General features: G+C 67.1%; 22 protein-coding genes. 16 read left to right on the forward strand and 6 right to left on the reverse strand.

Annotated elements, in window-relative coordinates:
- Nucleotides 1–45: 45 nt before the first annotated feature.
- The 3 genes from oleC to ACZK5G_RS00910 all read left to right on the forward strand — a co-directional run bounded on the left by oleC (nucleotide 46) and on the right by ACZK5G_RS00910 (nucleotide 2,931).
- Complete coding sequence (oleC, locus tag ACZK5G_RS00900; RefSeq protein WP_478465002.1) at nucleotides 46–1,704, forward strand: olefin beta-lactone synthetase; 1,659 nt, start codon at nucleotides 46–48, stop codon at nucleotides 1,702–1,704.
- Nucleotides 1,701–2,693, forward strand: coding sequence for a 2-alkyl-3-oxoalkanoate reductase (gene oleD, locus ACZK5G_RS00905; RefSeq protein WP_032130147.1), 993 nt, complete (start codon nucleotides 1,701–1,703; stop codon nucleotides 2,691–2,693). The genes oleC and oleD overlap by 4 nt, the downstream gene beginning before the upstream one ends.
- A gap of 82 nt (nucleotides 2,694–2,775) precedes the next feature.
- On the forward strand, nucleotides 2,776–2,931 hold the full coding sequence (locus ACZK5G_RS00910; protein WP_004153593.1) for a DUF1328 domain-containing protein: 156 nt from the start codon (nucleotides 2,776–2,778) through the stop codon (nucleotides 2,929–2,931).
- Nucleotides 2,932–3,158: 227 nt separating this feature from the next.
- Here the strand turns inward: ACZK5G_RS00910 and ddlA are convergent, their stop codons facing one another.
- Nucleotides 3,159–4,253, reverse strand: coding sequence for a D-alanine--D-alanine ligase (gene ddlA / locus ACZK5G_RS00915; protein WP_478465004.1), 1,095 nt, complete (start codon nucleotides 4,251–4,253; stop codon nucleotides 3,159–3,161).
- 623 nt (nucleotides 4,254–4,876) lie between these two features.
- On the opposite strand from ddlA, the gene ACZK5G_RS00920 reads away from it, so the two are divergent.
- From ACZK5G_RS00920 to ACZK5G_RS00935, 4 genes are all read left to right on the forward strand, one after another.
- The gene (locus ACZK5G_RS00920) at nucleotides 4,877–5,512 is read left to right on the forward strand and encodes a ubiquinone biosynthesis accessory factor UbiJ (RefSeq protein ID WP_032130462.1); all 636 of its coding nucleotides are present in this window, start codon (nucleotides 4,877–4,879) and stop codon (nucleotides 5,510–5,512) included.
- Nucleotides 5,509–7,164 (forward strand): ubiquinone biosynthesis regulatory protein kinase UbiB, encoded by a 1,656-nt coding sequence (gene ubiB / locus ACZK5G_RS00925; RefSeq protein WP_329893759.1) that lies wholly within the window; start codon nucleotides 5,509–5,511, stop codon nucleotides 7,162–7,164. The genes ACZK5G_RS00920 and ubiB overlap by 4 nt, the downstream gene beginning before the upstream one ends.
- 5 nt (nucleotides 7,165–7,169) lie before the next feature.
- Entirely contained in the window at nucleotides 7,170–7,748 is a 579-nt protein-coding gene (locus ACZK5G_RS00930) for an O-methyltransferase (protein ID WP_132808784.1), read from the forward strand.
- 117 nt (nucleotides 7,749–7,865) lie between these two features.
- Nucleotides 7,866–8,633, forward strand: coding sequence for a pseudouridine synthase (locus tag ACZK5G_RS00935; RefSeq protein ID WP_430544502.1), 768 nt, complete (start codon nucleotides 7,866–7,868; stop codon nucleotides 8,631–8,633).
- A gap of 75 nt (nucleotides 8,634–8,708) precedes the next feature.
- Here the strand turns inward: ACZK5G_RS00935 and ACZK5G_RS00940 are convergent, their stop codons facing one another.
- Nucleotides 8,709–9,236, reverse strand: a complete 528-nt coding sequence (locus ACZK5G_RS00940; RefSeq protein WP_010487093.1) for a DUF2059 domain-containing protein — start codon at nucleotides 9,234–9,236, stop codon at nucleotides 8,709–8,711.
- A 133-nt stretch (nucleotides 9,237–9,369) separates the two neighbouring features.
- Here ACZK5G_RS00940 and arfB point away from each other — a divergent pair, with 133 nt between their 5' ends.
- The 3 genes from arfB to dcp all read left to right on the forward strand — a co-directional run bounded on the left by arfB (nucleotide 9,370) and on the right by dcp (nucleotide 12,676).
- The gene (gene arfB / locus ACZK5G_RS00945) at nucleotides 9,370–9,801 is read left to right on the forward strand and encodes an alternative ribosome rescue aminoacyl-tRNA hydrolase ArfB (RefSeq protein WP_032130467.1); all 432 of its coding nucleotides are present in this window, start codon (nucleotides 9,370–9,372) and stop codon (nucleotides 9,799–9,801) included.
- A gap of 46 nt (nucleotides 9,802–9,847) precedes the next feature.
- On the forward strand, nucleotides 9,848–10,408 hold the full coding sequence (locus tag ACZK5G_RS00950; protein ID WP_223276957.1) for a lysophospholipid acyltransferase family protein: 561 nt from the start codon (nucleotides 9,848–9,850) through the stop codon (nucleotides 10,406–10,408).
- 111 nt (nucleotides 10,409–10,519) lie between these two features.
- Nucleotides 10,520–12,676, forward strand: a complete 2,157-nt coding sequence (gene dcp, locus ACZK5G_RS00955) for a peptidyl-dipeptidase Dcp (RefSeq protein WP_032130469.1) — start codon at nucleotides 10,520–10,522, stop codon at nucleotides 12,674–12,676.
- A 113-nt stretch (nucleotides 12,677–12,789) separates the two neighbouring features.
- Here dcp and ACZK5G_RS00960 read toward each other — a convergent pair whose 3' ends face one another.
- Both ACZK5G_RS00960 and ACZK5G_RS00965 read right to left on the reverse strand, forming a co-directional pair.
- A complete protein-coding gene (locus ACZK5G_RS00960) occupies nucleotides 12,790–13,236 on the reverse strand; it encodes a 3-dehydroquinate dehydratase (protein WP_032968155.1) in 447 nt (148 codons plus the stop codon).
- A 3-nt stretch (nucleotides 13,237–13,239) separates the two neighbouring features.
- Nucleotides 13,240–13,641, reverse strand: a complete 402-nt coding sequence (locus ACZK5G_RS00965) for a hypothetical protein (protein ID WP_478465007.1) — start codon at nucleotides 13,639–13,641, stop codon at nucleotides 13,240–13,242.
- Nucleotides 13,642–13,823: 182 nt separating this feature from the next.
- Between ACZK5G_RS00965 and lepB the strand changes: the two genes are divergently transcribed.
- Together lepB and ACZK5G_RS00975 are read left to right on the forward strand one after the other, a co-directional pair.
- Nucleotides 13,824–14,450 carry a signal peptidase I gene (lepB, locus tag ACZK5G_RS00970; protein WP_189720369.1) on the forward strand — a complete coding sequence of 209 codons (627 nt, stop codon included), beginning with the start codon at nucleotides 13,824–13,826 and terminating at the stop codon, nucleotides 14,448–14,450.
- A 124-nt stretch (nucleotides 14,451–14,574) separates the two neighbouring features.
- A complete protein-coding gene (locus tag ACZK5G_RS00975; RefSeq protein ID WP_478465009.1) occupies nucleotides 14,575–15,831 on the forward strand; it encodes an MFS transporter in 1,257 nt (418 codons plus the stop codon).
- A gap of 82 nt (nucleotides 15,832–15,913) precedes the next feature.
- On the opposite strand, the gene ACZK5G_RS00980 is transcribed toward ACZK5G_RS00975, so the two are convergent.
- Both ACZK5G_RS00980 and ACZK5G_RS00985 read right to left on the reverse strand, forming a co-directional pair.
- The gene (locus ACZK5G_RS00980) at nucleotides 15,914–16,822 is read right to left on the reverse strand and encodes a LysR family transcriptional regulator (protein ID WP_032956221.1); all 909 of its coding nucleotides are present in this window, start codon (nucleotides 16,820–16,822) and stop codon (nucleotides 15,914–15,916) included.
- 287 nt (nucleotides 16,823–17,109) lie between these two features.
- Nucleotides 17,110–18,078 carry a LysR family transcriptional regulator gene (locus ACZK5G_RS00985; protein WP_478465010.1) on the reverse strand — a complete coding sequence of 323 codons (969 nt, stop codon included), beginning with the start codon at nucleotides 18,076–18,078 and terminating at the stop codon, nucleotides 17,110–17,112.
- 110 nt (nucleotides 18,079–18,188) lie between these two features.
- On the opposite strand from ACZK5G_RS00985, the gene aceB reads away from it, so the two are divergent.
- From aceB to ACZK5G_RS01005, 4 genes are all read left to right on the forward strand, one after another.
- Complete coding sequence (aceB, locus tag ACZK5G_RS00990; protein WP_478465012.1) at nucleotides 18,189–19,826, forward strand: malate synthase A; 1,638 nt, start codon at nucleotides 18,189–18,191, stop codon at nucleotides 19,824–19,826.
- A gap of 64 nt (nucleotides 19,827–19,890) precedes the next feature.
- On the forward strand, nucleotides 19,891–21,192 hold the full coding sequence (gene aceA / locus ACZK5G_RS00995; RefSeq protein ID WP_478465014.1) for an isocitrate lyase: 1,302 nt from the start codon (nucleotides 19,891–19,893) through the stop codon (nucleotides 21,190–21,192).
- 420 nt (nucleotides 21,193–21,612) lie between these two features.
- Nucleotides 21,613–22,653, forward strand: coding sequence for a GGDEF domain-containing protein (locus ACZK5G_RS01000; protein ID WP_478465016.1), 1,041 nt, complete (start codon nucleotides 21,613–21,615; stop codon nucleotides 22,651–22,653).
- A gap of 13 nt (nucleotides 22,654–22,666) precedes the next feature.
- A complete protein-coding gene (locus ACZK5G_RS01005) occupies nucleotides 22,667–25,171 on the forward strand; it encodes a putative peptide modification system cyclase (RefSeq protein ID WP_478465018.1) in 2,505 nt (834 codons plus the stop codon).
- The last annotated feature ends 6 nt before the right edge of the window (nucleotides 25,172–25,177 follow it).

The raw sequence follows: 25,177 nt of genomic DNA on the forward strand, positions 1-25,177 counted from the left end.
GTTGGCCGCCGCGCAAGAAATTCCGTAAGCGGCGACAATGAACGGATGAACCGACCCTGCAATATTGCCGCCCGTTTGCCTGAACTGGCGCGTGAACGGCCAGACCAGATCGCCATCCGCTGCCCGGGCCGCCGTGGCGCCGGCAACGGCATGGCCGCCTACGACGTGACCCTGGATTACCGCCAGCTGGACGCCCGCAGCGACGCCATGGCGACTGGCCTGGCCGGCTACGGGATCGGCCGCGGGGTGCGCACGGTGGTGATGGTGCGGCCGTCGCCGGAGTTCTTCCTGTTGATGTTTGCCCTGTTCAAACTGGGCGCGGTGCCGGTGCTGGTCGACCCGGGCATCGACAAACGCGCACTGAAGCAGTGCCTGGACGAGGCGCAGCCGGAGGCCTTCATCGGCATTCCGCTGGCACACGTGGCGCGGTTGGTGCTGCGCTGGGCGCCCTCGGCGACCCGCCTGGTCACCGTCGGCCGCCGCCTCGGCTGGGGTGGGACCACGCTGGCTGCGCTGGAGCGCGCCGGTGCCAACGGTGGGCCGATGCTGGCTGCCACCGATGGCGAGGACATGGCCGCGATCCTGTTCACCAGCGGCTCCACCGGTGTGCCCAAGGGCGTGGTCTACCGCCACCGCCATTTCGTCGGCCAGATCCAGCTGCTGGGCAGTGCCTTCGGCATGGAAGCGGGCGGCGTGGACCTGCCGACCTTCCCGCCGTTCGCGCTGTTCGACCCTGCGCTGGGCCTGACCTCGGTGATTCCGGACATGGACCCGACCCGGCCGGCACAGGCCGACCCGGCACGCCTGCATGACGCCATCCAGCGCTTCGGCGTGACCCAGCTGTTTGGCTCGCCTGCGCTGATGCGGGTGCTGGCCCGTCACGGCCGGCCGTTGCCGACGGTGACCCGGGTGACCTCGGCCGGTGCGCCGGTGCCGCCGGATGTGGTCGCCACCATCCGCAGCCTGTTGCCGGCCGATGCGCAGTTCTGGACCCCGTACGGCGCCACCGAGTGCCTGCCGGTGGCGGTGGTGGAAGGCCGCGAGCTGGAGCGCACCCGTGCCGCCACCGAGGCCGGTGCCGGTACCTGCGTGGGCAGCGTGGTTGAACCGAATGAGGTGCGCATCATCGCCATCGATGACGCACCGTTGGCCGACTGGTCGCAGGCGCGCGTGCTGGCCACCGGCGAGGTGGGCGAGATCACCGTGGCCGGACCGACCGCTACCGACAGTTACTTCAACCGCCCGCAGGCCACCGCGGCGGCGAAGATCCGCGAGACGCTGGCCGATGGCAGCACGCGCGTGGTGCATCGCATGGGTGACGTGGGCTACTTCGATGCGCAGGGCCGCCTGTGGTTCTGCGGCCGCAAGACCCATCGCGTGGAAACCGCACAGGGGCCGCTGTACACCGAACAGGTGGAGCCGGTGTTCAACACCGTGCCGGGCGTGGCGCGCACGGCACTGGTTGGCGTTGGCCCGGCGGGTGCGCAGGTGCCGGTGCTGTGCGTGGAACTGCAGCGTGGCCAGAGCGACAGCCCGGCCTTGCGCGAGGCGCTGCGCGCCCAGGGCACCCTGCGATTGCCCGAGGCGAACCTGCAGCACGTACTGATGCACCCCGCGTTCCCCGTCGATATCCGTCACAACGCCAAGATCGGCCGCGAGAAGCTCGCCGTCTGGGCCAGCGCCGAACTGGAGAAGCGCGCATGAAGATCCTGGTCACCGGTGGTGGTGGTTTCCTTGGCCAGGCGCTGTGCCGTGGGCTGGTCGAACGTGGCCACCAGGTGCTGGCGTTCAACCGCAGCCACTACCCGGAACTGCAGGCCATGGGCGTGGGCCAGATCCGTGGCGATCTGGCCGATGCGCAGGCGGTGCTGCACGCGGTGGCCGGCGTCGATGCGGTGTTCCATAACGGCGCCAAGGCCGGCGCCTGGGGCAGCTATGACAGCTACCACCAGGCCAACGTGGTCGGCACCGACAACGTGATCGCCGCCTGCCGCGCGCACGGCATCAGCCGGCTGGTCTACACCTCCACGCCCAGCGTGACCCACCGCGCGACCCACCCGGTGGAAGGCCTGGGGGCTGATGAGGTGCCGTACGGCGAGGACTTCCAGGCACCGTATGCGGCGACCAAGGCGATCGCCGAACAGCGCGTGCTGGCGGCCAATGACGCCTCGTTGGCGACGGTGGCGCTGCGCCCGCGCCTGATCTGGGGCCCGGGCGACCAGCAGCTGGTGCCGCGCCTGGCCGAACGTGCGCGGCAGGGCCGCCTGCGTCTGGTGGGCGATGGCAACAACAAGGTGGATACCACTTACATCGACAATGCCGCGCTCGCGCACTTCCTCGCTTTCGAGGCATTGGCGCCGGGCGCGGCTTGTGCGGGCAAGGCCTACTTCATTTCCAACGGCGAACCGCTGCCCATGCGCGAGCTGGTCAACAAGCTGTTGTCCGCGGTGGGTGCACCAACGGTGGACAAGGCGATCAGCTTCAAGACCGCTTATCGCATCGGTGCGGTCTGCGAGCGGCTGTGGCCGCTGCTGCGCCTGCGTGGCGAGCCGCCGCTGACCCGCTTCCTGGCCGAGCAGCTGTGCACGCCGCACTGGTACAGCATGGAGCCGGCGCGCCGTGACTTCGGCTACGTGCCGCAGGTCAGCATCGAGGAAGGGCTGCGCAGACTGAAGGCTTCATCTGCCGCATAGGTCGCCATCACTGGTTGCACACCGCCAGATCGGGAGGATGGACCCACGCCATCCAACGGCCCGGACATCTGCGAGGAGCGCCATGCTGCATTACGCCGTCATCTTTTTCGTCATCGCCATCATCGCCGCCGTGCTCGGCTTCTCCGGCATCGCCGGTGCCGCCAGCAACATCGCCTGGATCCTGTTCGTTGTGTTCCTGGTACTGGCAGTGATTTCGATGTTCCGCAAGCGCGGCTAGAAGACCGCTGGGTAGTGCCGGCCGCTGGCCGGCACTGTTCTTTCCGGTGGGTGCCGACCGTTGGTCGGCACGCCATCGTCTGGTAGGTGCCCACCTTGGTCGGCACGCCATCGTCTGGTAGGTGCCCACCTTGGTCGGCACGCCATCGTCTGGTAGGTGCCTACCTTGGTTGGCACGCCTTTTGTAGAGTCGAACATGGCTCGACTCTACAGAAACACAGAGCGCCTCTACACGGCGCTGTGCAATCCGCGATCGGCTTCATGGCGCTCCAGCGCCAGTTCGATCAGGCGCGTGATCAGCGTGGTGTAATCCACACCGCTGGCGCCCCACAGCTTCGGGTACATGCTGATGCGGGTGAAGCCCGGCAGCGTGTTGACCTCGTTGATGACGATCTCGCCGTCTGCGGTGAGGAACACATCCACGCGCGCCATGCCCGCACACTCCAGCGCCTGGTAGGCCCGCAGCGCGATCTGCTGGATACGCGCCTGGGTTGCAGCATCGATATCCGCCGGCACGACCACCTCGGCGCCATCCTCGTTGATGTACTTGGTGTCGTAGGCGTAGAACTCGTCGTGTACCACCACCTCGCCGCACAGGCTGGCCTGCGGCAGTTCGTTGCCCAGCACCGCGCACTCGATCTCACGGCCGACCACCGCCGATTCCACCAGCACCTTGTGGTCGTAGCGCAGCGCCAATGCCAGCGCCTCGGCGAAGCCCGCCGCATCCTTGACCTTGCTCACACCCACCGACGAACCCTGGTTGGCCGGCTTCACGAACAACGGCAGGCCGAGCTGCGCGATCACCGCATCGACATCGACGTCAGCGGCCTGGTGACGCCGGATGCACAGCCACGGCGCCACCTGCAGGCCAGCGTCGCGCAACAGGCGCTTGGTCACGTCCTTGTCCATCGCCACCGCCGAGCCCAGCACCGGCGAACCGACGAAGGGCAGGTTCGCCATGCGCAGCAGCCCCTGCAGCGCACCGTCCTCGCCCAGCGGCCCGTGCACGATCGGCAGCACCACATCGATCTGCCCCAGCACACTGGCCGCATCGGAGGGCTGCAGCTGTGCCTGTTCCACACCCGGGCGCACCGCCAGCGACGTACCGGACCGATGCAGCGCGATGCGCGACGGATCATCGGCATTGATCAGGAAGGTATCCGGCTGGCTCAGATGCCACTGGCCCTGCTTGTCGATACCGACCAGCACCGGCTCGAAGCGCTCGCGATCAAGCGCATCGAGGATGTTCTTCGCCGACTGCAGCGAAACTTCGTGCTCGGAGGACTTGCCCCCGAAGATGATGCCGACCCGGGTCCGTGCCATGGTGTTGCAATGTCCTGTGCGTTGCGTGGCCTCATAGCATGAACCTTCATCGGCCCTCCGCGTGAGGCACAGATGAACCGCCTGACGGTCGGCTCGAGTAGCGGCCAACCCTGGTTGGCACCCCCGGAAATCCAGCGCCGACCAAGGTCGGCATCCACCAACGCGAGATGCCATCAGCATTGGGGTCAGAGCCCGTTGCGCAGCAACGGGATCCGACCCCGGATAGCCTGACAGATCGCAGGAACCTGTCGAAGGCGGGGTGGGTCCGGTTGCGGGGGCGTGAGCCGCATGGGCCCGAGGCATGCCTCGGGCGGGTTGGGCAGGACGCCCAACCCCGGTCTTGCCGTGTGCGCAGGACAGCGCACACGAGCATGCGGCGACCGAGCTTACATGGGTGAGGGCGCTTTGCTTGCGAAGCACTGCTTCGCAAGCGCCCGAACGCACAGCCGCCAGCGGCTGGGCCGGGCCCCGGAGGGGGACTTGCAGCGGCCCCCGCAACCGGCCCCACCCCGCCAACCCACGGAATGCCGCTGTCGCTGTTGCTTCGGCTGTTGCCGTTGCATCTGCGGGTGCCGGGCGGCAGCCCGGCCCAAGCCCCCCACCCACGCAGGTAGAATGCGCACATGGCTCTCTCCCTGCTCAAGTCCCTCAAGCCGGTCGCTGGCCGCGCCCTGCAGATCGCCCTGAACCGCGCGCTGGCGCTGGATCCGGATACCCGCCATGCACTGGCCAGCCTCGACGGCCGGCACATCGACCTGACCCTGGAAGCGCCGTCGCTGGCCATGCGCATCAGCGTCGACGGTGATGCACTGCGGGTCGGCCCGGTGGACGCGCAGGAAGCCGACCTGGCCGTGCGCAGCAGCCTGGCCGGCGTGCTGGCGCAGCTGCCGCTGCTGGCCAACGCACGGCGCGGCGACAACAACGGCAAGGGTCGCGTGCGCGTGGCCGGTGATGCCGAACTGGCGCGTCGCCTGCAGCAGCTCGCCAAGGGCTTCGACCCGGACTGGCAGCAACCGTTCGTCAGCGTGTTCGGCGACGTGCTGGGCGTGCAGGTAGCCAACACCCTGCGCAGCGCCCTGCAGCATGCGCGCCAGGGCGCGATCGACCTGGCCCACAGCGCCGCCGAGTTCATCACCGAGGAATCGCGTGACGTGGTGCCGCGCGCCGAGCTGGATGCCTTCCACGACGATGTGGACGTGCTGCGCGATGACGTCGAACGTCTCGGTGCACGCGTGCAGCGCCTGCGGGGTGCCGCATGAAGGCCGTGCTGCGCGCCAGCCGCATCGGCCGGGTGATCCTGCGTTACCGCCTCGACGACCTCCTGCAGGGCACCCCGGCCGAGCGCTGGTTGCGCCTGGCCAAGCCGTTCGTGCCGCGCGCCTCGGCCGACATCGCCGCTCAGTCGCGCGGTGCACGCCTGCGTCTGGCGCTGCAGGATCTGGGCCCGATCTTCGTCAAGTTCGGCCAGATCCTGTCCACCCGCCGCGACCTGGTGCCGCCGGATGTGGCCAATGAACTGACCCTGCTGCAGGACCGGGTCAAGCCGTTCGATGGTGAGACCGCGCGTCGCATCGTCGAGGAAGCGCTGGGCCTGCCGGTCAGCGAGGCCTTCGCCAGCTTCGATACCGAACCGCTGGCCTCGGCCTCGATCGCGCAGGTGCACGCAGCCACGCTGGCCGATGGCCGCCAGGTGGTGGTCAAGGTGCTGCGCCCGGGCATCGAGAAGCAGATCGACGCCGATATCGCGTTGCTCAATTCGCTGGCTGCCCTGGTCGAGCGCACCCACCCGCGCGCCGACAAGATCCGCCCGCGCGAAGTGGTGGCCGAAGTCGAGAACACTCTGGCTGCCGAGCTGGACCTGCAGCGCGAAGGCGCCAATGCCAGCGTGCTGCGCCGCTTCTGGGAAAACAGCGACGATCTGTACGTGCCGGAAGTGATCTGGAGCCACACCGCCGAGCGGGCACTGACCCTGGAACGCGTGTGGGGCATCCCGTCCGATGACATCGCCGCACTGGACAAGGCCGGCATCGACCGCAAGGCGCTGGCCGCCAAGGGCGTGCGGGTGTTCTACACCCAGGTGTTCCGCGACAACTTCTTCCACGCCGATGCGCACGCCGGCAACATCTGGGTCGACACCGATCCGGTGCGCCGCGCCAACCCGCGTTTCATCGCGCTGGACTTCGGCATCATGGGCCAGCTCTCGCAGGAAGATCAGTACTACCTGGCCGAGAACTTCATGGCCATCTTCAACCGCGATTACCGCCGCATCGCCGAACTGCACGTGCAGGCGCGCTGGATGCCGGACAACGTGCGCATCGATGACCTCGAGGCCGCCGTGCGTTCGGTGTGCGAGCCGTACTTCACCCGGCCGCTGTCGCAGATCTCGCTGGCCGAAGTGCTGATGAAGCTGTTCCGCGTGGCCCAGCGTTACCAGCTGACCCTGCAGCCGCAGCTGATCCTGCTGCAGAAGACCCTGCTGAACATCGAAGGCGTCGGCCGCCAGCTCGACCCGCAGATCGACATCTGGGCGGTGGCCAAGCCGGTGCTGGCGAAGATCCTGCGCGAGCGTTACAGCCCGCGCCGGGTGGTACGCGAGATCGGCAAGCGCCTGCCGGAAATCATGACCCATGCGCCGGACATGCCGCGCCTGGTGCACGCCTGGCTGACCCAGCAGGTGGAAGGCCGCCACGAACTGTCGATGCGTTCGCGCGACCTGGCCGCACTGGATGCCAGCGTGCAGCGCCTGCAGAAGCATGCGGTCGGCGCGATCACCGGTGTCGGCCTGCTGGCCATCGCTGCACTGATGTATGTGCTGCAGCCGCCGGGCTGGTACTGGGGCGACGTGCCGGCGTGGAGCTGGCTGTCCGGTGCGCTCGGCGCAGTGGCGCTGCTGCGCGCGTGGTGGAAGTAGGCCCCATGCTGCAGGCACTCAAGGACGAACTGATCCGCTTCGGCGCCGACAACGACGCACGCGAAAGCGAGCGCGGCCGACGCATGCTCAACATCACGCCCGACACCGGTGAATTCCTGTCGGTGCTGGTGCGCTTCGGCAACGCTCGCCGGGTGCTGGAAATCGGTACGTCCAACGGCTATTCCACGCTGTGGCTGGCCGAGGCAGCCACAGCCATCGACGGCCACGTGACCACGCTGGAGTACGCCGACGACAAGGTGGCGATGGCGCGAGCCACGTTTGCACGGAGTGGCCTGGGTGATCGCATCAGCCTGGTCCATGGCGATGCCGGGCTCTGGCTGGCGCAGGCCGCCGATGCCTGCATCGACCTGCTGTTCCTCGATTCGGACCGCGGGCAGTACGCCGGCTGGTGGCCGCAGCTGCGTCGCGTGCTGCGCCCGGGTGGCCTGCTGGTGGTGGACAACGCCACCTCGCATGCGGAAGAGATGCAACCGCTGCGCGTGCTGCTGGACGCTGATCCGGACTTCAGCACCAGCCTGGTGCCGGTGGGCAACGGCGAGCTGTTGGCCGTGCGCAGCGCCTGACCGCTCTACAGGTAGGTGCCAACCTTGGTTGGCACGCGGTTGCCGGCCGCTGGCCGGCAACCGCAGCCATCCGATTGCCCGGAGGCAGCCGGCCAGCGGTCGGCTCTACCCCATTCAGTGCCCAGCCCCGATAATCCTGCCGTGAGCACCGAACCCGATACCCTCGCCGCGGTCGAGACCGACACCGCGCCCCTGCAGCTGCTGCACCTGGATGAGCGCCTGGCCGTGGTCAACAAGCCTGCCGGGCTGATGGTCCACGACAGCAAGCTGGCCCGTGGCGAAGACGACTTCCTGGCCGACCGCCTGCGCGAGCAGCTGGGCCGCCCGATCTTCCTCGTGCATCGCCTGGACCGGGCCACCAGCGGCTGCCTGCTGCTGGCCTTCGACCGCGACACCGCCAGCGCGCTGGGCAAGGCACTGATGGGCGGCGAAGTGCTGAAGGACTACCTGACGGTCTGCCGGGGCTGGCCGGCCGAGCTCACCTGGCAGGTCGATCATGATCTGGACGGCGGCCCGGGCAAGCCGGTGAAAAAGCCGGCGATCACCGACTTCCAGCGCCTGGCCACCGGCGAGCTGTCGGTGCCGGTCGGTGAATTCACCAGCTCGCGCTACGCACTGCTGCGCTGCCAGCCGCAGACCGGACGCTTCCGGCAGATCCGCCGGCACCTCAAGCACCTCTCGCATCACATGATCGGCGACACCAGCCACGGCGATGGCCGCCACAACCGCATCTTCCGCATGCAGGGCGTGCACCGCATGCTGCTGCACGCCGAGCGCCTGCGCTTCCCGCATCCGGACGGTGGCACGGTGGACGTGCGTGCGCCGTTGGACGGCGGGTTCCAGAAGGCGCTGGACCTGTTCGGTTGGCAGGTGGATACCGATTGACGGTAGTGCCGGCCACTGGCCGGCATCTGCGTGATTCCAGATGTAATGGGGAGCCGGCCAGCGGCCGGCACTACCTCATTTCTTTTCCGGCTCGTTGACGATCGCTTCCAGATCCTTCTGCAGGTCCGCAAACAGCGGCTGCATGCGCGCCTGGATCGCCACCATCACGTTCTGCATCAGCGCCGGGGTCTTGTCCAGCAGGCTCTGGCCGGCCGCGCTCTCGTAGAACTCGGCCATCGCCAGCACGTCTTCCTTGCTGAAGGTCTTTTTGTACAGGTCCACGTACATCGGCCGCAGCTGCTGCCAGGACAGGGCCTGGCGCAGGGTCTGGCTGGTCCGCGCCTGGATCCGCTTCAGCTGTTCCTGCTGCTGGGCATTGAGCTGGCGCTGTGCGGCTACCTGCTGGAACTGCTGCTGCTGCATCGCCTCGATCTGCGGCAGCATGGTGTCGATCATGCTCTGCGCGCGTGACGCCGACAGCAGGCGGTTGATGTCGCCATCGGTCGGCGGCGCGGCCAGGGCCGGAACGCTGGCCACGGCCAGCGCCAGCAGCAGGGCGGCGCGGCGCAGCAGGGACGGCAGGGCGGGTGCGGTGCGGGTCATGCGGGCTTCCTGCAGTACATGGGACGGCCAGCATACCCGCAGCCAAGGCGAAGGCGGCGTGTTCGGTACCTGATCGGCGGCATACGGGGCGCGATGCCGCACTCCGGTGCGTGGCTGCCGCTACAATGCGCGGATGGGCAGTGGACCGGTCACCATCAGCGCGCAGCTTGAAATCCCCGACGGCGAGATCGTCGAGCGGTTCGTGCGTGCCAGTGGCGCCGGTGGCCAGAACGTCAACAAAGTCTCCACCGCGGTGGAACTACGTTTCGATGTGGCCAACTCGCCCTCGTTGCCCGAACCGTTGCGCGCGCGCCTGCTGGCGCGGCGTGACCGGCGCATGACCGGCGAAGGCGTGCTGGTCATCGACGCGCAACGTTTCCGGACCCAGGATCGCAATCGCGAGGATGCGCGCGATCGGCTGGCGGCCTTCATCCAGGCCGGGCTGAGCGTGCCCAAGCCGCGCAAGGCCACCAAGCCGACCCTCGGGTCGAAACTGCGTCGTCTGGACGCCAAACGCGGGCGCGCGCAGATCAAGCGCGGGCGCTCATCACGTGACTGGGAGTGATTGCTTGAACAACCCGACTTCGTTGCTGCCGGCCGTGCCGCCGCAGATGCCGCAGGTCAAACCCAACGCCTTCCTGCGCTGGCTGGCGCGCTGCACCCTGCGCATGGGCGGCTGGAAGGTGACCGGTACCCTGCCCGACATCCCCAGGCTGGTCTTCATCATCGCCCCGCATTCGTCCAACTGGGATGGCCTGTGGGGCATGGCCGCGAAGATCGCGCTGGGCATGAAGGTGAAGGTGCTGGGCAAGGCATCGCTGTTCTGGTGGCCGCTCGGCCCGCTGCTGCACAAGCTGGGTGTGATCCCGCTGGACCGCAGCTCGCCGCAGGGCACCGTCGGCCAGGCCGTGGACCTGCTGCGCAACAACGAGAAGATGTGGTTTGCCATCACGCCCGAGGGCACCCGCAAGGCCGTGAAGGACTGGAAGGCCGGCTTCCTGAAGATCGCGCGGATGGCCGACGTGCCGATCCTGGCCGCGTATTTCCACTACCCGGAGAAGACTATCGGCATCGGCCCGCTGTTCACGCCGACCGGCGATGACGCCGCCGACATGGCCGCCATCCGCGAGTTCTACCGGCCCTGGATCGGCAAGACCCGCGGTACGGTCTGAGCCGGCCGCAGGCCGCCGCATAGACGCCACGTCCGGCACATGCCGGGCGAGCGCGACAGGAGTAGGGTGGAGGGCTGGTATCCCGTACCGTCTGCCCAAGGAGTGTTTTACATGTCGCGTACCGTAGTCCTGGCCGCCGCCATCAGCCTGGCGCTGGCGGCCTGTTCCGGCAAGGAGTCCACCCCCGTGTCCGATGCCCAGAAAGCCCCGGCCCAGCAGCCGGCCGAAGCCTCCACCAATCCGCTGCTGAGCGCCAGCACGCTGCCGTTCCAGGCGCCGCAGTTCGACAAGATCAAGGATAGCGACTACCTGCCGGCGTTCGAGGAAGGCATGCGCCAGCACCTGGCCGACGTGCGCAAGATCGCTGACAGCAGCGAGCCGGCCACCTTCGACAACACCATCGTGGCGATGGAGCGCAGCGGCGAGACCCTGAACCGCGTGTCGCGCATCTTCTTCGGCCTGGTCCAGGCCGATACCAACGATGCGCGCCAGAAGATCCAGGAAGACGTGGCGCCGAAGCTGGCCGCGCACCAGGACGAGATCAATCTCGATCCGAAGCTGTTCGCGCGCGTGAAGTCGCTGTACGACCAGCGTGACACGCTGGAGCTGGACCCGGTGCAGAAGCGCCTGGTCGAGCACTACTACGACGGTCTGGTGCGCGCCGGTGCGCAGCTGTCCGATGCCGACAAGGCGAGTCTGCGCAAGCTCAACGTGGAAGAGACCACCCTTTCCACCCAGTTCCATACCCGCCTGGTGGCCGCCACCGCCGCTGCGGCCGTCGTTGTCGACGACAAGGCCAAGCTGGCCGGCCTGGACGAGGACGCGATCAACAACGCCGCCAACGCCGCCAAGGACCGCAAGCTGGATGGCAAGTTCCTGCTGCCGCTGCAGAACACCACCCAGCAGCCGGTGCTCGGCTCGCTGAGCGACCGCGACCAGCGTGCCGCCGTGCTGAAGGCTTCGGAAACCCGCGCCGAGCGTGGCGATGCCAACGACACCCGGCAGACCGTGCAGCGCCTGGCCCAGCTGCGTGCGCAGAAGGCCAAGCTGCTCGGCTTTGACACCTTCGCCGACTACCAGCTGGGCGACCAGATGGCCAAGACCCCGGCCGCCGCGCTCAAGCTGCTGACCGACACCGTGCCGGCCGCCACCGCCAAGGCGCGCGCCGAGGCCGGCGAGATCCAGAAGGTGATCGACGCGCAGAAGGGTGGTTTCCAGGTCGCTGCCTCGGACTGGGACTTCTACGCCGAGCAGGTGCGCAAGGCCAAGTACGATCTGGACGAGTCGCAGATCAAGCCGTACTTCGAACTGGACAACGTGCTGCAGAACGGCGTCTTCTACGCCGCCACCCAGCTGTACGGCATCACCTTCAAGCCGCGTACCGACATTCCGACCTACAACCCGGACATGAAGGTGTACGAAGTGTTCGACAAGGACGGCACCTCGCTGGCCCTGTTCTACACCGACTACTTCAAGCGTGACAGCAAGTCCGGCGGTGCCTGGATGGACGTGTTCGTCGAACAGGACGGCCTGACCGGTGCCAAGCCGGTGGTCTACAACGTCTGCAACTTCACCAAGCCGGCCGCCGGCCAGCCTGCGCTGATCAGCTTCGACGACGTCACCACCATGTTCCATGAGTTCGGCCATGCGCTGCACGGCATGTTCTCGAACGTGAAGTACCCGTCGATCGCGGGCACCGCCACCTCGCGCGACTTCGTCGAGTTCCCGTCGCAGTTCAACGAGCACTGGGCACTGGATCCGAAGGTGTTCGCCAACTACGCCAAGCACTACAAGACCGGCGAGGCGATGCCGCAGGAACTGGTCGACAAGATCCTCAAGGCACGCAGCTTCAACCAGGGTTATGCGACCACCGAGTACCTGTCGGCCGCGCTGCTGGACCTGGCCTGGCATACGCAGAAGGCCGATGCGCCGCTGCAGGATGTCGGCGCCTTTGAAGCCAGTGCGCTGAAGAAGTTCAAGGTCGACCTGCCGCAGGTGCCGCCGCGTTACCGCACCACCTACTTCGACCACATCTGGGGTGGCGGTTACTCGGCCGGTTACTACGCCTACTTCTGGGCCGAAGTGCTGGACCATGACGCCTACCAGTGGTTCACCGAACACGGTGGCCTGACCGCGGCCAATGGCCAGGAGTTCCGCGACAAGATCCTCTCGCGCGGCAACAGCGTGGAGCTGTCGACCCTGTACCGCGATTTCCGCGGCAAGGACCCGTCGGTGGAACCGCTGCTGAAGTTCCGCGGGCTGAAATAAGAAACAGAAAACGGCGGGGGCAACCCCGCCGTTTTTCTTTGTGTAGCGTCGAGCTTGCTCGACGGTCTTTCCACGAAAAGCCAGTCGAGCAAGCTCGACTCTACACAAGCGGCTTACGTCCCCACGTGCACCCGGTTCGCCTGCTCGGCCAGGCCCAGGTGATCCAGCGCGATATCCAGCGCCAGCACATAGCTCTGCGCGCCGTAACCAGCGGCGATGCCCAGGCGCTGGCCGACACCGGCCGGCAGGCACGGCTCGGCCACTGCACCGTCGTCATGCACTTCCACATAGGCGTTGTGCAGGTAGGGCAGCAGGCGCTGCAGGCGCAGGCTGTTGGCACATGCACCCGGGTCAAGCAGGGTCACCTCGCCGCGACTGTGGTCGGCCACGCGCAGCGCATCCAGCAGTTCCTGTTCCGAACCGCAGGCACGGATCGCCACACTGGTACCGGCGTCGATCGCGCGATGCACCAGCGACTTCAGTACCGGCGCCGGCAGCGGCATTGCTGTGCGGATCAACGCACCGGACGCTTCCGGGCCACGGATGATGAAGATCGACATGGCTCAGCCCTCCTGTGCCAGGCGGCGGCCGACGATGGCCAGCGACAGCGGATAGCCGGCCTGCTGGCTGCGCTGGTCGACCACTACCGCGGCAGGACCATGCTGCAGGCGCAGGCGTGCCTCCAGGCCGGGTTCGCTGGGGGCCTGCAGCTCGATGTACTGTGCCGGCAGCCGTTCCAGCGCCGCCTGCAGCGCGCCACCTTCGGCCTGCCATTGCGCCTCGTCGGCCACGCCGACATCCAGCAGCACCCAGTCGGCCGAGCGCGCCTGCGGCTGGCACAGGCACTGGCGCACTTCAGACAGGCTGGCGCAGTCGCTGCACAGCACGCGATGGCCGCTCAGCTGCGCCGGCAGCTGCGGGCGCGGCGCCGACGAAGACGCGTGGCGGATCACCAGGAGGGTCATACAACACCTTGCGGAATGCGCCCTGTGGCGCGGTGGGCACACGATGCGCGTGCTGCCCGTAAAGGTGCGATGCCCGCGGCCGGGCCGGGGCGTAAAACCTGCGTAACCCGTGTCCGGCGCTACCGGGAACCTGCGGCGCCTGCGTGTGGTCTGATACCGCTACCAATCACCCGGAGCCTGTCATGGATGCTGTTGCCCGCCCTCCCTTTTCCGAACGCGCGCTGGCCTGGCTGAAGAAGGAGGCGCTGCCGTTGCTGGTGATGCTTGGCCTGCTCGCCGCCGCCCGCGATACCCTCGCCAACCACTACGTGGTGCCCAGCGGCTCGATGCAGCCGACCCTGCAGCCCGGCGACCGGGTGGTGGTGGACATGCGCGCCTATGGCCTGCGCCTGCCGTTTACCGGCAAGGAACTGATGGCGACCGGCACCCCGCAGCGCGGCGAAGTGGCGGTATTCGACTCGCCGGCCGACGGCACCCGCCTGATCAAGCGCGTGGCTGCAGTGGCCGGTGATCATGTGCAGCTGCGCGAAGGCCATCTGAGCATCAACGGCCAGCCGCTGCAGATCGCCGACCTGCAGGACGTGGAAGCCTTCGGCGACCGCCATGCCAGCCTCGACCTGGACATGGGCGGCGGCCCGGACATCGCTGACCTGGTGGTGCCGGACGGCAAGGTGCTGGTGCTGGGTGACCACCGTGGCAACAGCTTCGATGGCCGCTTCTTCGGCTTCGTCGACGCCGACAAGGTCTATGGGCGCGCCGTGGCGGTGTACTACCGCCGGGGTGCCGGCTTCGAATGGCAGCGCCTGTAAGCTGAATTGATACTTCTGATGTATCAATCATGACCTATCAGGTTATGGATCGACTGGATCGACGGGCCTAGCCTTAAGCCCGTTCCCTCCCACGCCCGGCCGCCCCCACCGGCCCATCGATCCCATGACTGGCGAAACCGCGGCGGCCCTCGAACGCCGCCCCCCCACTGTCGATCCCATCGCCGAGACCCGCATCCAGCAGGGCACGCCGGCCTTCCGCCGCACCGCGCTGGCGCTGTTCCTGGCCGGCTTCTCCACCTTCGGCCTGCTGTACACCGTGCAGCCGCTGCTGCCGGAGTTCAGCCGTCACTTCGGCGTGTCCGCCGCCGGCAGCGCGATGTCGCTGTCGTTGACCACCGGCACGCTGGCGGTGGCGATGTTGCTGGCCGGCCTGATCTCCGACGCGGTTGGCCGTCGCCCGATGATGATCGCCGCGCTGCTGGCCTCGGCCACGCTGTCGCTATGCACGGCGCTGGTGGATGACTGGACCACGCTGCTGGTGCTGCGCACGCTGCTCGGCCTGGCGCTGAGCGGCGTGCCTGCGGTGGCGATGACCTACCTTGTCGAGGAAATGGACAGCCGCGCGCTGGGCCTGGCGATGGGCCTGTACATCGGCGGCAACGCCATCGGTGGCATGAGCGGGCGCCTGCTGGCCGGCATCATCGCCGACCACTGGGGCTGGCGCTGGGGCATCGGCGTCGTCTCGATCATCGCCATCGCCAGTACCGTGCTGTTGTGGCTGCAGCTGCCGCCGTCGCGCCACTTCCACCCGCGCCGCGATGGCCTGCGCCAATTGCCGTCGCGCTGGCGCACGCTGTTCGCCGACCCGGGCCTGCCGTGGCTGTTCGCCACCTCGTTCGCGCTGATGGGTGTGTTCGTCACCCTCTACAACTACCTCGGGTATCACCTGCTGGCGCCGCCGTACCACCTCAGCCAGACCGTGGTCGGACTGATCTTCAGCGTGTACCTGGTGGGTACCTTCAGTTCGGCGTGGATGGGCCAGCAGGCGACGCGTTACGGGCGCGGGCGCATCCTGTCGATCTCGTTCGCACTGATTGGTGCCGGCATCGCGCTGTTGGCGATGCCGTGGCTGAGCACGATGGCACTGGGTATCGCGCTGGTCACGTTTGGGTTCTTCGGCGGCCATTCGGTGGCCAGCAGCTGGGTCGGCAGCCGCGCAGGTGCAATGCGCGCGGAAGCCTCGGCGCTGTATCTGTTTGCCTACTATCTGGGTTCCAGCGTGCTCGGTGGTGTAGGCGGCCTGGCCTATGCGGCGTGGGACTGGCTGGGCGTGTGCCTGTTCGCCGCCGTGCTGACCCTGATCGGCGGTGGCATCGTCTGGGCGCTGCAGCAGCGCGCCCCGCAGCCGGTGACGGCGTGATCCTGCTCTGGTAGATGCCGACCTTGGTCGGCGCTGTGGCCGTGGGCCAACCAAGGTTGGCCACTACCGGGTGAGTTGCGCCTCACCCTTCCGCGAACGCCTCGCGCAGCAGACCAGCAAAATTGCGGATCAGCGGCGTCACACCCTCGCGATGCCACGCCAGCTGCACTTCCGAATGCGCACCGGCATCGGCCAGCGCTACGAAGCGCGCGCCTTCCACCCGGATGTGGTCGCAGGACGACGGCAGGATCGCCGCACCGAGACCGGCAGCCGCAAGACTGATCAATGTCGATGCCTCACCGGCTTCCTGCACGATGCGCGGAGTGAACCCGGCAGCCGCACACAACGCGATCATGTGGTCATGGATGCCCGCACCGGCACTGCGCCGGAATGCTACGAACGGCTCCTGCGCGAAGTCGCGCAGCGACAACGTGCCCTGCTTCGACAGTCTGCGCAGGGCAGGATGGTCGGCATGCACGATCAACGCCAGCGGATCGACGAACAGGCTGTGCGCCACCAGTTCCGGCGGCAACGCGCGCTTGCGGATGATGCCCACGTCCAGGCTGCCATCGAGCAGTGCATCGATCTGCTGTAGGGTGTTCATCTCGCTCAGCTGCAGCCGCACCTGCGGGTACTGCTGGCGGTAGCGCAGGATCGAACGCGGAATCTGTGGCGACAGCGGCGTCGCCCGGGTCAGCCCGATGCGCAGCTCACCCTGCTCGCCGCGCTGCGCGCGCTGCACCTCGTCCACCGCCGTTTCCACCTGCTGCACGATGGCGCGTGCACGTTCCTGCAGCAGCTCGCCCGCAGGCGTCAGCTGCACACGACGATGGCTGCGCACGAACAGGCGCGCACCGATCAGATCTTCCAGCTGGCGGATCTGCTGGCTGAGCGGCGGCTGCGACATGCCCAGCCGCTCCGCCGCCTGTCCGAAGTGCAGCGTATCGGCAACGGCAAGGAAGTAACGCAGATGGCGGAGTTCGATGGACATGGGGCCAGTTTATTCATCGCCAGCCGGAAATGGGGTCAGAGCCCGTTGCGCAGCAACGGGATCCGACCCCGACAGATCGCGGCCAACTGTCGAAGGCGGGGTGGGTCCGGTTGCGGGGGCGTGAGCCGCATGGATGCGGCGACCGAGCTTACATGGACGTACTTGCAGCGTCCCCCGTAACCGGACCCACCCCGCCATCCCACGGAACGCCAGCTTTTGACGTTGACGTTGCCGTTGCTTCGGCCTCTGCAGGTGCAGGGCGGCAGCCCTGCAAACCAGAACACCCCTCACCGCTCGGAATGCCCGCTCTGGTCGTAGTCGCGCGGACTGAACAACTCCGGCTGGATCAGCTCCACAAACGCCCGCGCCTGCGCCGACAGCGCCTTGCCACGCCGCACGATCACCCCGTAACTGCGTTCCGGGAACCAGCGCTTCATCGACCGCGCCGCCAGCCGCTCGCGGTCAGCCTCGTTCAGGCACAGCGCCGGCACGATGGAAATGCCCATGCCCATCGCCACGTACTGCTTGATCACCTCCCAGCCACCCACTTCCAATGCCACGGTGTAGGCGATGCGGTGGCGCTGGAACACCTGGTCCACCAGGCGGTAGGTGATCTGCCGCTTCGGCGGCAGCACCAGCGGATAGCGTGCGATGTCGGCCAGCTCCAGCTCGCCGCCACTGGCCAGCGGATGGTCGTGCGGCGCGATCAGCACCTGCTCGAAACGGTAGGCCGGTGCGTAGCTGAGATCGGCCGGCACATCAGTCATCGAGCCGATCGCCAGGTCGGCGGCATCCTCGCGCAGCAGGTCGGTGCCATCGGCACTGATCGCGTTGTGCAGGGTCAGGCGCACGTCCGGATGGTGCAGGCGGAAGCGTTCGACGATCTTCGGCAGCAAATACAGGATGGTTGAACTGTTGGCGGCGATGTTCAGCTCGCCCGCGTCCAGGCCGCGCACCTTGTCGCGGAAGCGCGCCTCCAGACCGTCCAGGCTCTCCACCAGTGGCTGCGCCATCTCGTACAGCAGCTGGCCCTCGCGGCTGGGCACCAGGCGGCGCCCGCTGCGCTCGAACAACGGCACCCCCAGCTCTCGCTCCAAGGCCTGCAACTGCAGGCTGATGGCCGGCTGGCTGACGAAAAGTGCCTCAGCTGCCCGTGAGACCGAGCCCAGGCGCACGGTCTGGCAGAACGCGCGCAGTGGCTTCAGCCGGTCGGATTTGTAGGAAAAACGCGGACTTGGCGGGGTGCGTGTGCTCATCGTGTCACAAGTATTAGCACAACTTATGTAGAGCATTGCAAAAACTGTTTTGCCAAATACTCGGCGCCGACGGCACCGTGGAGGCGTTCCCCCACCGCTGGAGTCGCCCCATGTCCGCCGTCGCTTCCGCTGTTCCCACCCCCGCCAGCAAGGCCACCCCCGGTATCGCCCTGGCGACCCGCGTGGCCGGCCAGGACACTCTGCTGCCCGCGCCGCTGCTGGCCCTGCTGGTGTCGCTGCACCGCGCGGTGGAACCGGGCCGGCAGGCACGGCTGCAGGCCCGTCGGGAGCGTCAGGCGTTCTTCGACCAGGGCGGCCTGCCGGACTTCCGCGAAGACACCACCGCGATCCGCAGCGGCGACTGGCGTGTTGCCCCGCTGCCGACCGCGCTGCAGGACCGCCGCGTCGAGATCACCGGCCCGACCGACCCGAAGATGGTCATCAACGCGCTGAACTCCGGCGCCAAGGTGTTCATGGCCGACTTCGAGGATTCGACCTCGCCGACCTGGCGCAACCTGCTGGCCGGGCAGCAGTCGCTGGCCGCCGCGGTGCGTGGCGATCTCGAGTACACCGCACCGGCATCCAACGGGAAGGCCGGCAAGCACTACACCTTGCGCCCGTTCGACGAACAGGCGGTGCTGATCGTGCGCCCGCGCGGCTGGCACCTGGACGAGAAGCACGTGCGCATCGATGGCCAGTTCATCGCTGGTGGCCTGTTCGACGCGGCGGTGTTCGCCTTCCACAACGCCCGCACCCTGCAGGCCAAGGATCGCGGCCCGTACTTCTACCTGCCCAAGCTGCAGAGCATGGAAGAGGCGGCGCTGTGGGAGACCGCGCTGTCGCACATCGAAGGCATGCTCGGCCTGCCGCACGGCCAGATCAAGGTGACCGTGCTGATCGAAACGCTGCCGGCGGTGTTCGAGATGGATGAGATCCTGTACGCGCTGCGTGACCGCATCGTCGGCCTGAACTGCGGGCGCTGGGACTACATCTTCTCGTACCTGAAGACCTTCCGCCGCCACGCCGACCGCGTGCTGCCCGAGCGCGGCCAGGTGACCATGACCCAGCCGTTCCTGAAGGCGTATTCGGAGCTGCTGATCCAGACCTGCCATCGCCGTGGTGCGCATGCGATGGGCGGCATGGCCGCGCAGATTCCCATCAACAACGATGCCGCCGCCAACGAACAGGCGATGGCCCGCGTGCGCGCCGACAAGCTGCGCGAAGTGACCGCCGGCCACGACGGAACCTGGGTCGCGCATCCGGCATTGATTCCGGTGGCGATGGCGATCTTCGACGAACACATGCCCGGTGCGAACCAGCACAGCGTGCTGCGCCAGGATGTGCGCGTCGGCCGCGACGAACTGATCGCACGGCCGCCCGGCACCATCACCCGCGCCGGCTTCGAAGGCAATGTGGAAGTCTGCGTGCGCTACCTGGCGGCATGGCTGGATGGCAACGGCTGCGTGCCGATCCACCACCTGATGGAGGACGCGGCCACCGCGGAGATCAGCCGCAGCCAGCTGTGGCAGTGGCTGCATACGCCGGGCCAGCAGCTGGACGATGGCACTGCGATCGATCTGGCGTTGCTGGATTCCACCCTCTCGCAGCTGCCGGCACGGCTGGGCGATACCGCCGCGCTGCCCGGTGGCACACGCATCGGCGAGGCCATCGCCCTGCTCGGCGAACTGAGCCGCAGCGAAGAGCTCACCGATTTCCTGACCCTGCCGGCCTACGCGCGCATCGACTGACCGACTGCCCGCAATCCCGCCGTTTCCCTCCCCGCTGCACGCACGAACCGAACTGGAGAAAGACATGAGCAAGCTGCCCACTGCCGAACAGATCCAGCACGACTGGGATACCAACCCGCGCTGGGAAGGCATCCAGCGCAACTACAGCGCCGCCGACGTGGTGCGCCTGCGCGGCACCGTCCACATCGAGCATTCGCTGGCCCGCCTGGGCGCAGAGAAGCTGTGGGCGTCGCTGCATGAGCGCGAGTTCGTCAACGCGCTGGGTGCGCTGACCGGCAACCAGGCCATGCAGCAGGTCAAGGCGGGCCTGAAGGCGATCTACCTGTCCGGCTGGCAGGTGGCGGCCGACGCCAACCTGGCCGGGCAGATGTACCCGGACCAGTCGCTGTACCCGGCCGATTCGGTGCCGGCGGTGGTCAAGCGCATCAACAACACGCTGCTGCGCGCCGACCAGCTGCACCACGCCGAAGGCAAGGACGACATCGACTTCCTGCAGCCGATCGTGGCCGATGCGGAAGCCGGTTTCGGCGGCGTGCTCAATGCGTTCGAACTGATGAAGGCGATGATCGAGGCCGGTGCCGCCGGCGTGCATTTCGAAGACCAGCTGGCGTCGGTGAAGAAGTGCGGCCACATGGGCGGCAAGGTGCTGGTGCCGACCCGCGAGGCCATCGAGAAGCTCAACGCTGCGCGCCTGGCCGCCGACGTGCTGGGCGTGCCGACCCTGCTGGTGGCACGTACCGATGCCGAAGCCGCGGATCTGCTGACCAGCGACATCGATGGCAACGACAAGCCATTCGCCACCGGCGAGCGCACCGTGGAAGGCTTCTACAAGACCCGCAACGGCCTGGACCAGGCGATCAGCCGTGGCCTGGCCTATGCGCCCTACGCCGACCTGGTGTGGTGCGAGACCGGCAAGCCGGACCTGGAGTTCGCGCGCAAGTTCGCCGAGGCGATCCATGCGAAGTTCCCGGGCAAGCTGCTGGCCTACAACTGCTCGCCCAGCTTCAACTGGAAGAAGAACCTGGACGACGCCACCATCGCCAAGTTCCAGCGCGAGCTGGGCAGCTACGGCTACAAGTTCCAGTTCATCACCCTGGCCGGCTTCCATGCATTGAACTACGGCATGTTCAATCTGGCCCACGGCTATGCACGTCGACAGATGAGCGCGTTCGTGGAACTGCAGGAAGCCGAGTTTGAAGCGGCCGAGCGCGGCTTCACTGCGGTCAAGCATCAGCGCGAAGTCGGCACCGGCTACTTCGATGCGGTGACCCAGGCGATCCAGCAGGGCCAGTCGTCGACCACCGCATTGACCGGTTCGACCGAGGAAGAGCAGTTCCACGGCGGGCACAGCGAACGCGCGGCGTGATGCGGTAGTGCCGGCCGCTGGCCGGCAACCACGTGATCCTTCGGGCACCACAGGGAAGCCGGCCAGCGGCCGGCGCTACCGAAGCTTCGGAATCCGATCAGGGTGGCCAGGGAAGGGCCAGACAACGCCGGCCGGTCGGGGGACCTGCCGGCGTTGTTGTATCGATGCAAGGGAGCAGCGCGCAGCCAGCGTCAATCAGGCGCACCCCCGCGTGCCGGCAACTTGGCCGAAAGCCTGTGAAACCCAGCATCGGATTGATCCAGCAGGGGTTTTGCCCGGACACCTGTGACCAGAACGGGCCACCACCGATCTTCACATCAATCAAGATCGGCAGACGGGTCAAAATGAGATAGGGCGCACACTTTAAAGCGGTGCTATGCTCCGCGGCTCACCAGGGGACGCTGGCGGCGGGTGCAGGGAATGACCGGCAGGGGTGCGGCCGAGAACAGTGATGTGACGTCAGGTATCGCCCGGGTGGCGATGGCCGAGATCGTGCACGCGCTGCTGTCCGCTGCCGAGGTCGCATTGTTCGCCAGATATGCCCGTCCATGCAAGCTTCATGCCGGACAGTGGTTGTTCCAGCGTGGCCATCGCGGCGAACGGATGTATGTGATCCTCCAAGGCCAGATAGAACTGGACTTCGGCGAGGACCTGGTGATCAAGACGCTCGGCCAGCATGAGTTCTTCGGTGAGCTTGGCCTGCTGGTCGGCGATCACCTGCGCAGCGCCAGTGCACGCGCGCTGGCCGACTGTGAAGTACTGGAGCTGGGCCCGGCCGACTTCCATCGCCTGGTGGAATCCGATCCCGGCCTGGTCGCCTACTTCCTGCGCCGTACGATCATGCGCGTGCTGACCAACGAGCAGGCGCTGATCAGCCAGCTGCGCCGGCGCAACCACGATCTGGAAACCGCGCTGGACAACCTCTACATCACCACCCACCAGTTGACCCACACCCGTGAACTGGTGCGTACCGATGAACTGACCGGGCTGCACAACCGTCGTGGCCTCACCCTGTACCTGCAGGAATGCCGCGCCGATGGCGAAGGGTTGCCGCAGGCACTGCTGCTGATCGACTGCGACCGCTTCAAGCAGATCAATGATCGCCACGGCCACCAGGCCGGCGACCGTGTACTGCAGAGCATGGGCAACATCCTGCGCTCGATGGCCGGCGAACAGGACCTGGCCTGCCGCCTCGGCGGCGATGAGTTCTGCCTGATCCTGCGCCGTGGCAACCATGAGATCGTGCAGCACGCGGCCGAGTTCATCCTCAGCGCGGTGCATGGCCTGCTCGAACGCAGTCATGGCACGCCGCACGTCAGCCTGGTCAGCATCGGTGCCAGCCTGCTGGCGCCGGAGGCAGGCTGGAGCGAGTGGTACGCCAACGCGGACCGCGCGCTGTACCAGGCCAAGCGCGATGGTGGCAACTGCCTGCGCTGGGCGGATGCTCCGGACGGCCCATAGGGAGATGCAGGCGATGAATGGCGACAACGGAACGTCGACGCCGCACAACCAGCAACTGCGTGCGCTGCTGTTCACCGATCTGTGTGATTCGCTGCTGCTGGTCGAACGCATCGGCGATGTTGCCGCTGCCGAACTGTTCCAGGAACACGACCGCTTGGTGCTGGCGCTGCAGCAGCGCTGGCACGGCCAGCTGATCGACCGCTCCGACGGATTGTTCATGCTGTTCGAGCGCCCGATTGATGCGCTCGGATTCGCCCTGGATTACCAGCGTGGCCTGCAGCCGCTGGGGCAGGCGCGTGATCTCCGACTGCAGGCGCGGGCCGGGTTGCACGTGGGTGAGGTCATCCTGTGGAACAACAGCTCGGAATCGATCGCGCTTGGAGCCAAGGCTGTGGAGGTGGAGGGCCTGGCCAAGCCGATGGCCGCGCGCCTGATGCAGTTGGCTCCCCCCGGACAACTGCTGATGTCGGCGGCTGCTGAATCGGTGGTGCGCCGTGCAGCGACGGAGCTGGGTGAACTGGGCGGTCGCCTGCAGTGGAGGTCATTCGGTCGCTGGCGCTTTCGCGGTGTGGCGCAACCGATGGAAGTGCTGGGCGTGGCGGTGGCGGGGAAGGGCATGCTTTCCCGGCCGCGTGCCAGCGACAAGGCACGCCCTGATGTTCCGGTCTGGCGGCGTCCGCTGGCGATGGCCGCGCAGGCGGCCCTGATTGTCTCTGTCGGGCTGGGCCTGTGGCTGCTGGCCCGGCCACAGCCGGCGATTGCCTTCGCCGAACGCGACTGGGTGGTGATGGCCGATGCGCGCAACCTGACCGATAACCCGGTCCTGGACGACGCCCTGAACCAGGCGTTGCGCATCGGGCTTGAGCAGTCGCGTTACGTAAACGTGATCAGCGACATGAAGGCGCGCGACACCATGGCGCGCATGTTGATGCCAGAAAACACCGAGATCGATCGTGCCGCCGCTGTCCAGATCGCAATGCGCGATGGCGCGCGCGCGGTACTCGATCCCTCGATCCGTGAGGTACACGGCCAGCTGCGTGTGGCCGTCGATGTCGTCAATCCTGCCACTGGCGAGACCGTCTACTCGGTTTATTCCGATGGCAAAGGCCTGCCTTCCGCGCTGACCTCCAGTGACCAAGTGGTGGTGCAATTGCGATCGCGGTTGGGCGAAGCGATGGCGCAGATCGGCAAGACATCGGCACCGTTGCCGCAGGTGGCAACAGCCAACCTCGACGCACTGCATGCCTACGCACGCGGACAGCTTGCCTATGGCCGCGGACAGACCGAGTCGTCGTTGAAATTCTTCCAGATCGCAACGCGCATTGATCCTGACTTCGCCATGGCCTATGTCGGGCAGATGCGATCGATGTTCAGCCAGGGCCAACTGGAGGACGCGCGCGGTTTGCTGACCAAGGTCAGGACGCTGCGTCATCGGCTGAGCACGCGTGAGGGCCTGTATCTGGATGCATGGCAGGTGGAGCTGGAGTCCGGTTCTGAATCCGCCGCTGGCGAGGCCTGGAAGGTACTGGCCGATCTGTATCCGGATCATCACGGGGCCAGCGTCAACCATGGTCTGGCCGAGTTCGTGCTGGGCCACTACGAAAAGGCGGAGCAGGCCGTTGCCCATGCCAACGTGGAGCAGAACCCGTTGCGCAGCGTGACGCTGGAGCTGCTCGGGCGCATCCAGTTGGCACGGGGAAAGGTCGATGAGGCGGTAGCAACGCTGCATCGTGCCATGCAGCTCGCCGAAGGTCGCCCGAACCGGCAGTTGGTTGCGGCGCTGGCCGTGTCCGGGCGAAATGCAGAGGCCAGTGCAGTGCTGGCGCGGTTGCCGGAGAACGGGCCGGGACGGTGGCTGGAAGGGACTTCACTGGCCATTGATGAGGGGCGATTCGAGGAGGCGTTGGCAGCCTCGGTCGCGTCCGCAGGCCGGTGCAATGGCGGTCCCTTCGTATGTGATCTGCTGGGCACGGTCAATTTGGCTGTTCACGCCGCGGCGGCTCGATGCGTAGCGCCACGCGACTTCGCAACGCAGGCCAGCGCGCTGCTGCGGAATGCGGCACGCCCCGAAAACGGTGAACGCGGACAGTATCTGTATTTCGCTGCGGCCAGCTTGTATGCGGCACAGCGCTTGGGCCTGCAATCCTCGATCGGCCGGCAGGTGGCCGAGCTTGACGTATTGGCGGCCGACGCCGTCGACCCACGTGCGCGCCAGTTGGCGGCGGTGGTCAAGGCCAATGCGTTGCATCTGTCCGGTGACAGCGCGCAGGCAATCAAGATGCTGCAGGCGATGGTTGATGGCAGCGAGCTGTTCCAGGTCCACAGCGTGCTGGCAGCGGCCTACGCCGCACAGGGCGCGATACAGGAGCAGCAGACGCAGCTGGACTGGATGCGTCGGCACCGCGGGCGCGCCTATACCGAATTCGCAGGCTCGTCCGTGTTGCAGGCATTGAATGTAGGCGACAGCCAGCGTGGGCCATCACGCCCGGGATGCGCCCTCTCACCGGACGCATCCTGAGCGATC

It is taken from the genome of Stenotrophomonas sp. 62841_Sma (assembly GCF_056482945.1).

Coding starts and splice junctions, on each gene's coding strand:
- oleC (WP_478465002.1), top strand. CDS start 46: ATGAACCGACCCTGCAATATTGCCGCCCGTTTGCCTGAACTGGCGCGT.
- oleD (WP_032130147.1), top strand. CDS start 1,701: ATGAAGATCCTGGTCACCGGTGGTGGTGGTTTCCTTGGCCAGGCGCTG.
- ACZK5G_RS00910 (WP_004153593.1), top strand. CDS start 2,776: ATGCTGCATTACGCCGTCATCTTTTTCGTCATCGCCATCATCGCCGCC.
- ddlA (WP_478465004.1), bottom strand. CDS start 4,253: ATGGCACGGACCCGGGTCGGCATCATCTTCGGGGGCAAGTCCTCCGAG.
- ACZK5G_RS00920 (WP_032130462.1), top strand. CDS start 4,877: ATGGCTCTCTCCCTGCTCAAGTCCCTCAAGCCGGTCGCTGGCCGCGCC.
- ubiB (WP_329893759.1), top strand. CDS start 5,509: ATGAAGGCCGTGCTGCGCGCCAGCCGCATCGGCCGGGTGATCCTGCGT.
- ACZK5G_RS00930 (WP_132808784.1), top strand. CDS start 7,170: ATGCTGCAGGCACTCAAGGACGAACTGATCCGCTTCGGCGCCGACAAC.
- ACZK5G_RS00940 (WP_010487093.1), bottom strand. CDS start 9,236: ATGACCCGCACCGCACCCGCCCTGCCGTCCCTGCTGCGCCGCGCCGCC.
- arfB (WP_032130467.1), top strand. CDS start 9,370: ATGGGCAGTGGACCGGTCACCATCAGCGCGCAGCTTGAAATCCCCGAC.
- ACZK5G_RS00950 (WP_223276957.1), top strand. CDS start 9,848: ATGCCGCAGGTCAAACCCAACGCCTTCCTGCGCTGGCTGGCGCGCTGC.
- dcp (WP_032130469.1), top strand. CDS start 10,520: ATGTCGCGTACCGTAGTCCTGGCCGCCGCCATCAGCCTGGCGCTGGCG.
- ACZK5G_RS00960 (WP_032968155.1), bottom strand. CDS start 13,236: ATGTCGATCTTCATCATCCGTGGCCCGGAAGCGTCCGGTGCGTTGATC.
- ACZK5G_RS00965 (WP_478465007.1), bottom strand. CDS start 13,641: ATGACCCTCCTGGTGATCCGCCACGCGTCTTCGTCGGCGCCGCGCCCG.
- lepB (WP_189720369.1), top strand. CDS start 13,824: ATGGATGCTGTTGCCCGCCCTCCCTTTTCCGAACGCGCGCTGGCCTGG.
- ACZK5G_RS00975 (WP_478465009.1), top strand. CDS start 14,575: ATGACTGGCGAAACCGCGGCGGCCCTCGAACGCCGCCCCCCCACTGTC.
- ACZK5G_RS00980 (WP_032956221.1), bottom strand. CDS start 16,822: ATGTCCATCGAACTCCGCCATCTGCGTTACTTCCTTGCCGTTGCCGAT.
- ACZK5G_RS00985 (WP_478465010.1), bottom strand. CDS start 18,078: ATGAGCACACGCACCCCGCCAAGTCCGCGTTTTTCCTACAAATCCGAC.
- aceB (WP_478465012.1), top strand. CDS start 18,189: ATGTCCGCCGTCGCTTCCGCTGTTCCCACCCCCGCCAGCAAGGCCACC.
- aceA (WP_478465014.1), top strand. CDS start 19,891: ATGAGCAAGCTGCCCACTGCCGAACAGATCCAGCACGACTGGGATACC.
- ACZK5G_RS01000 (WP_478465016.1), top strand. CDS start 21,613: ATGACCGGCAGGGGTGCGGCCGAGAACAGTGATGTGACGTCAGGTATC.
- ACZK5G_RS01005 (WP_478465018.1), top strand. CDS start 22,667: ATGAATGGCGACAACGGAACGTCGACGCCGCACAACCAGCAACTGCGT.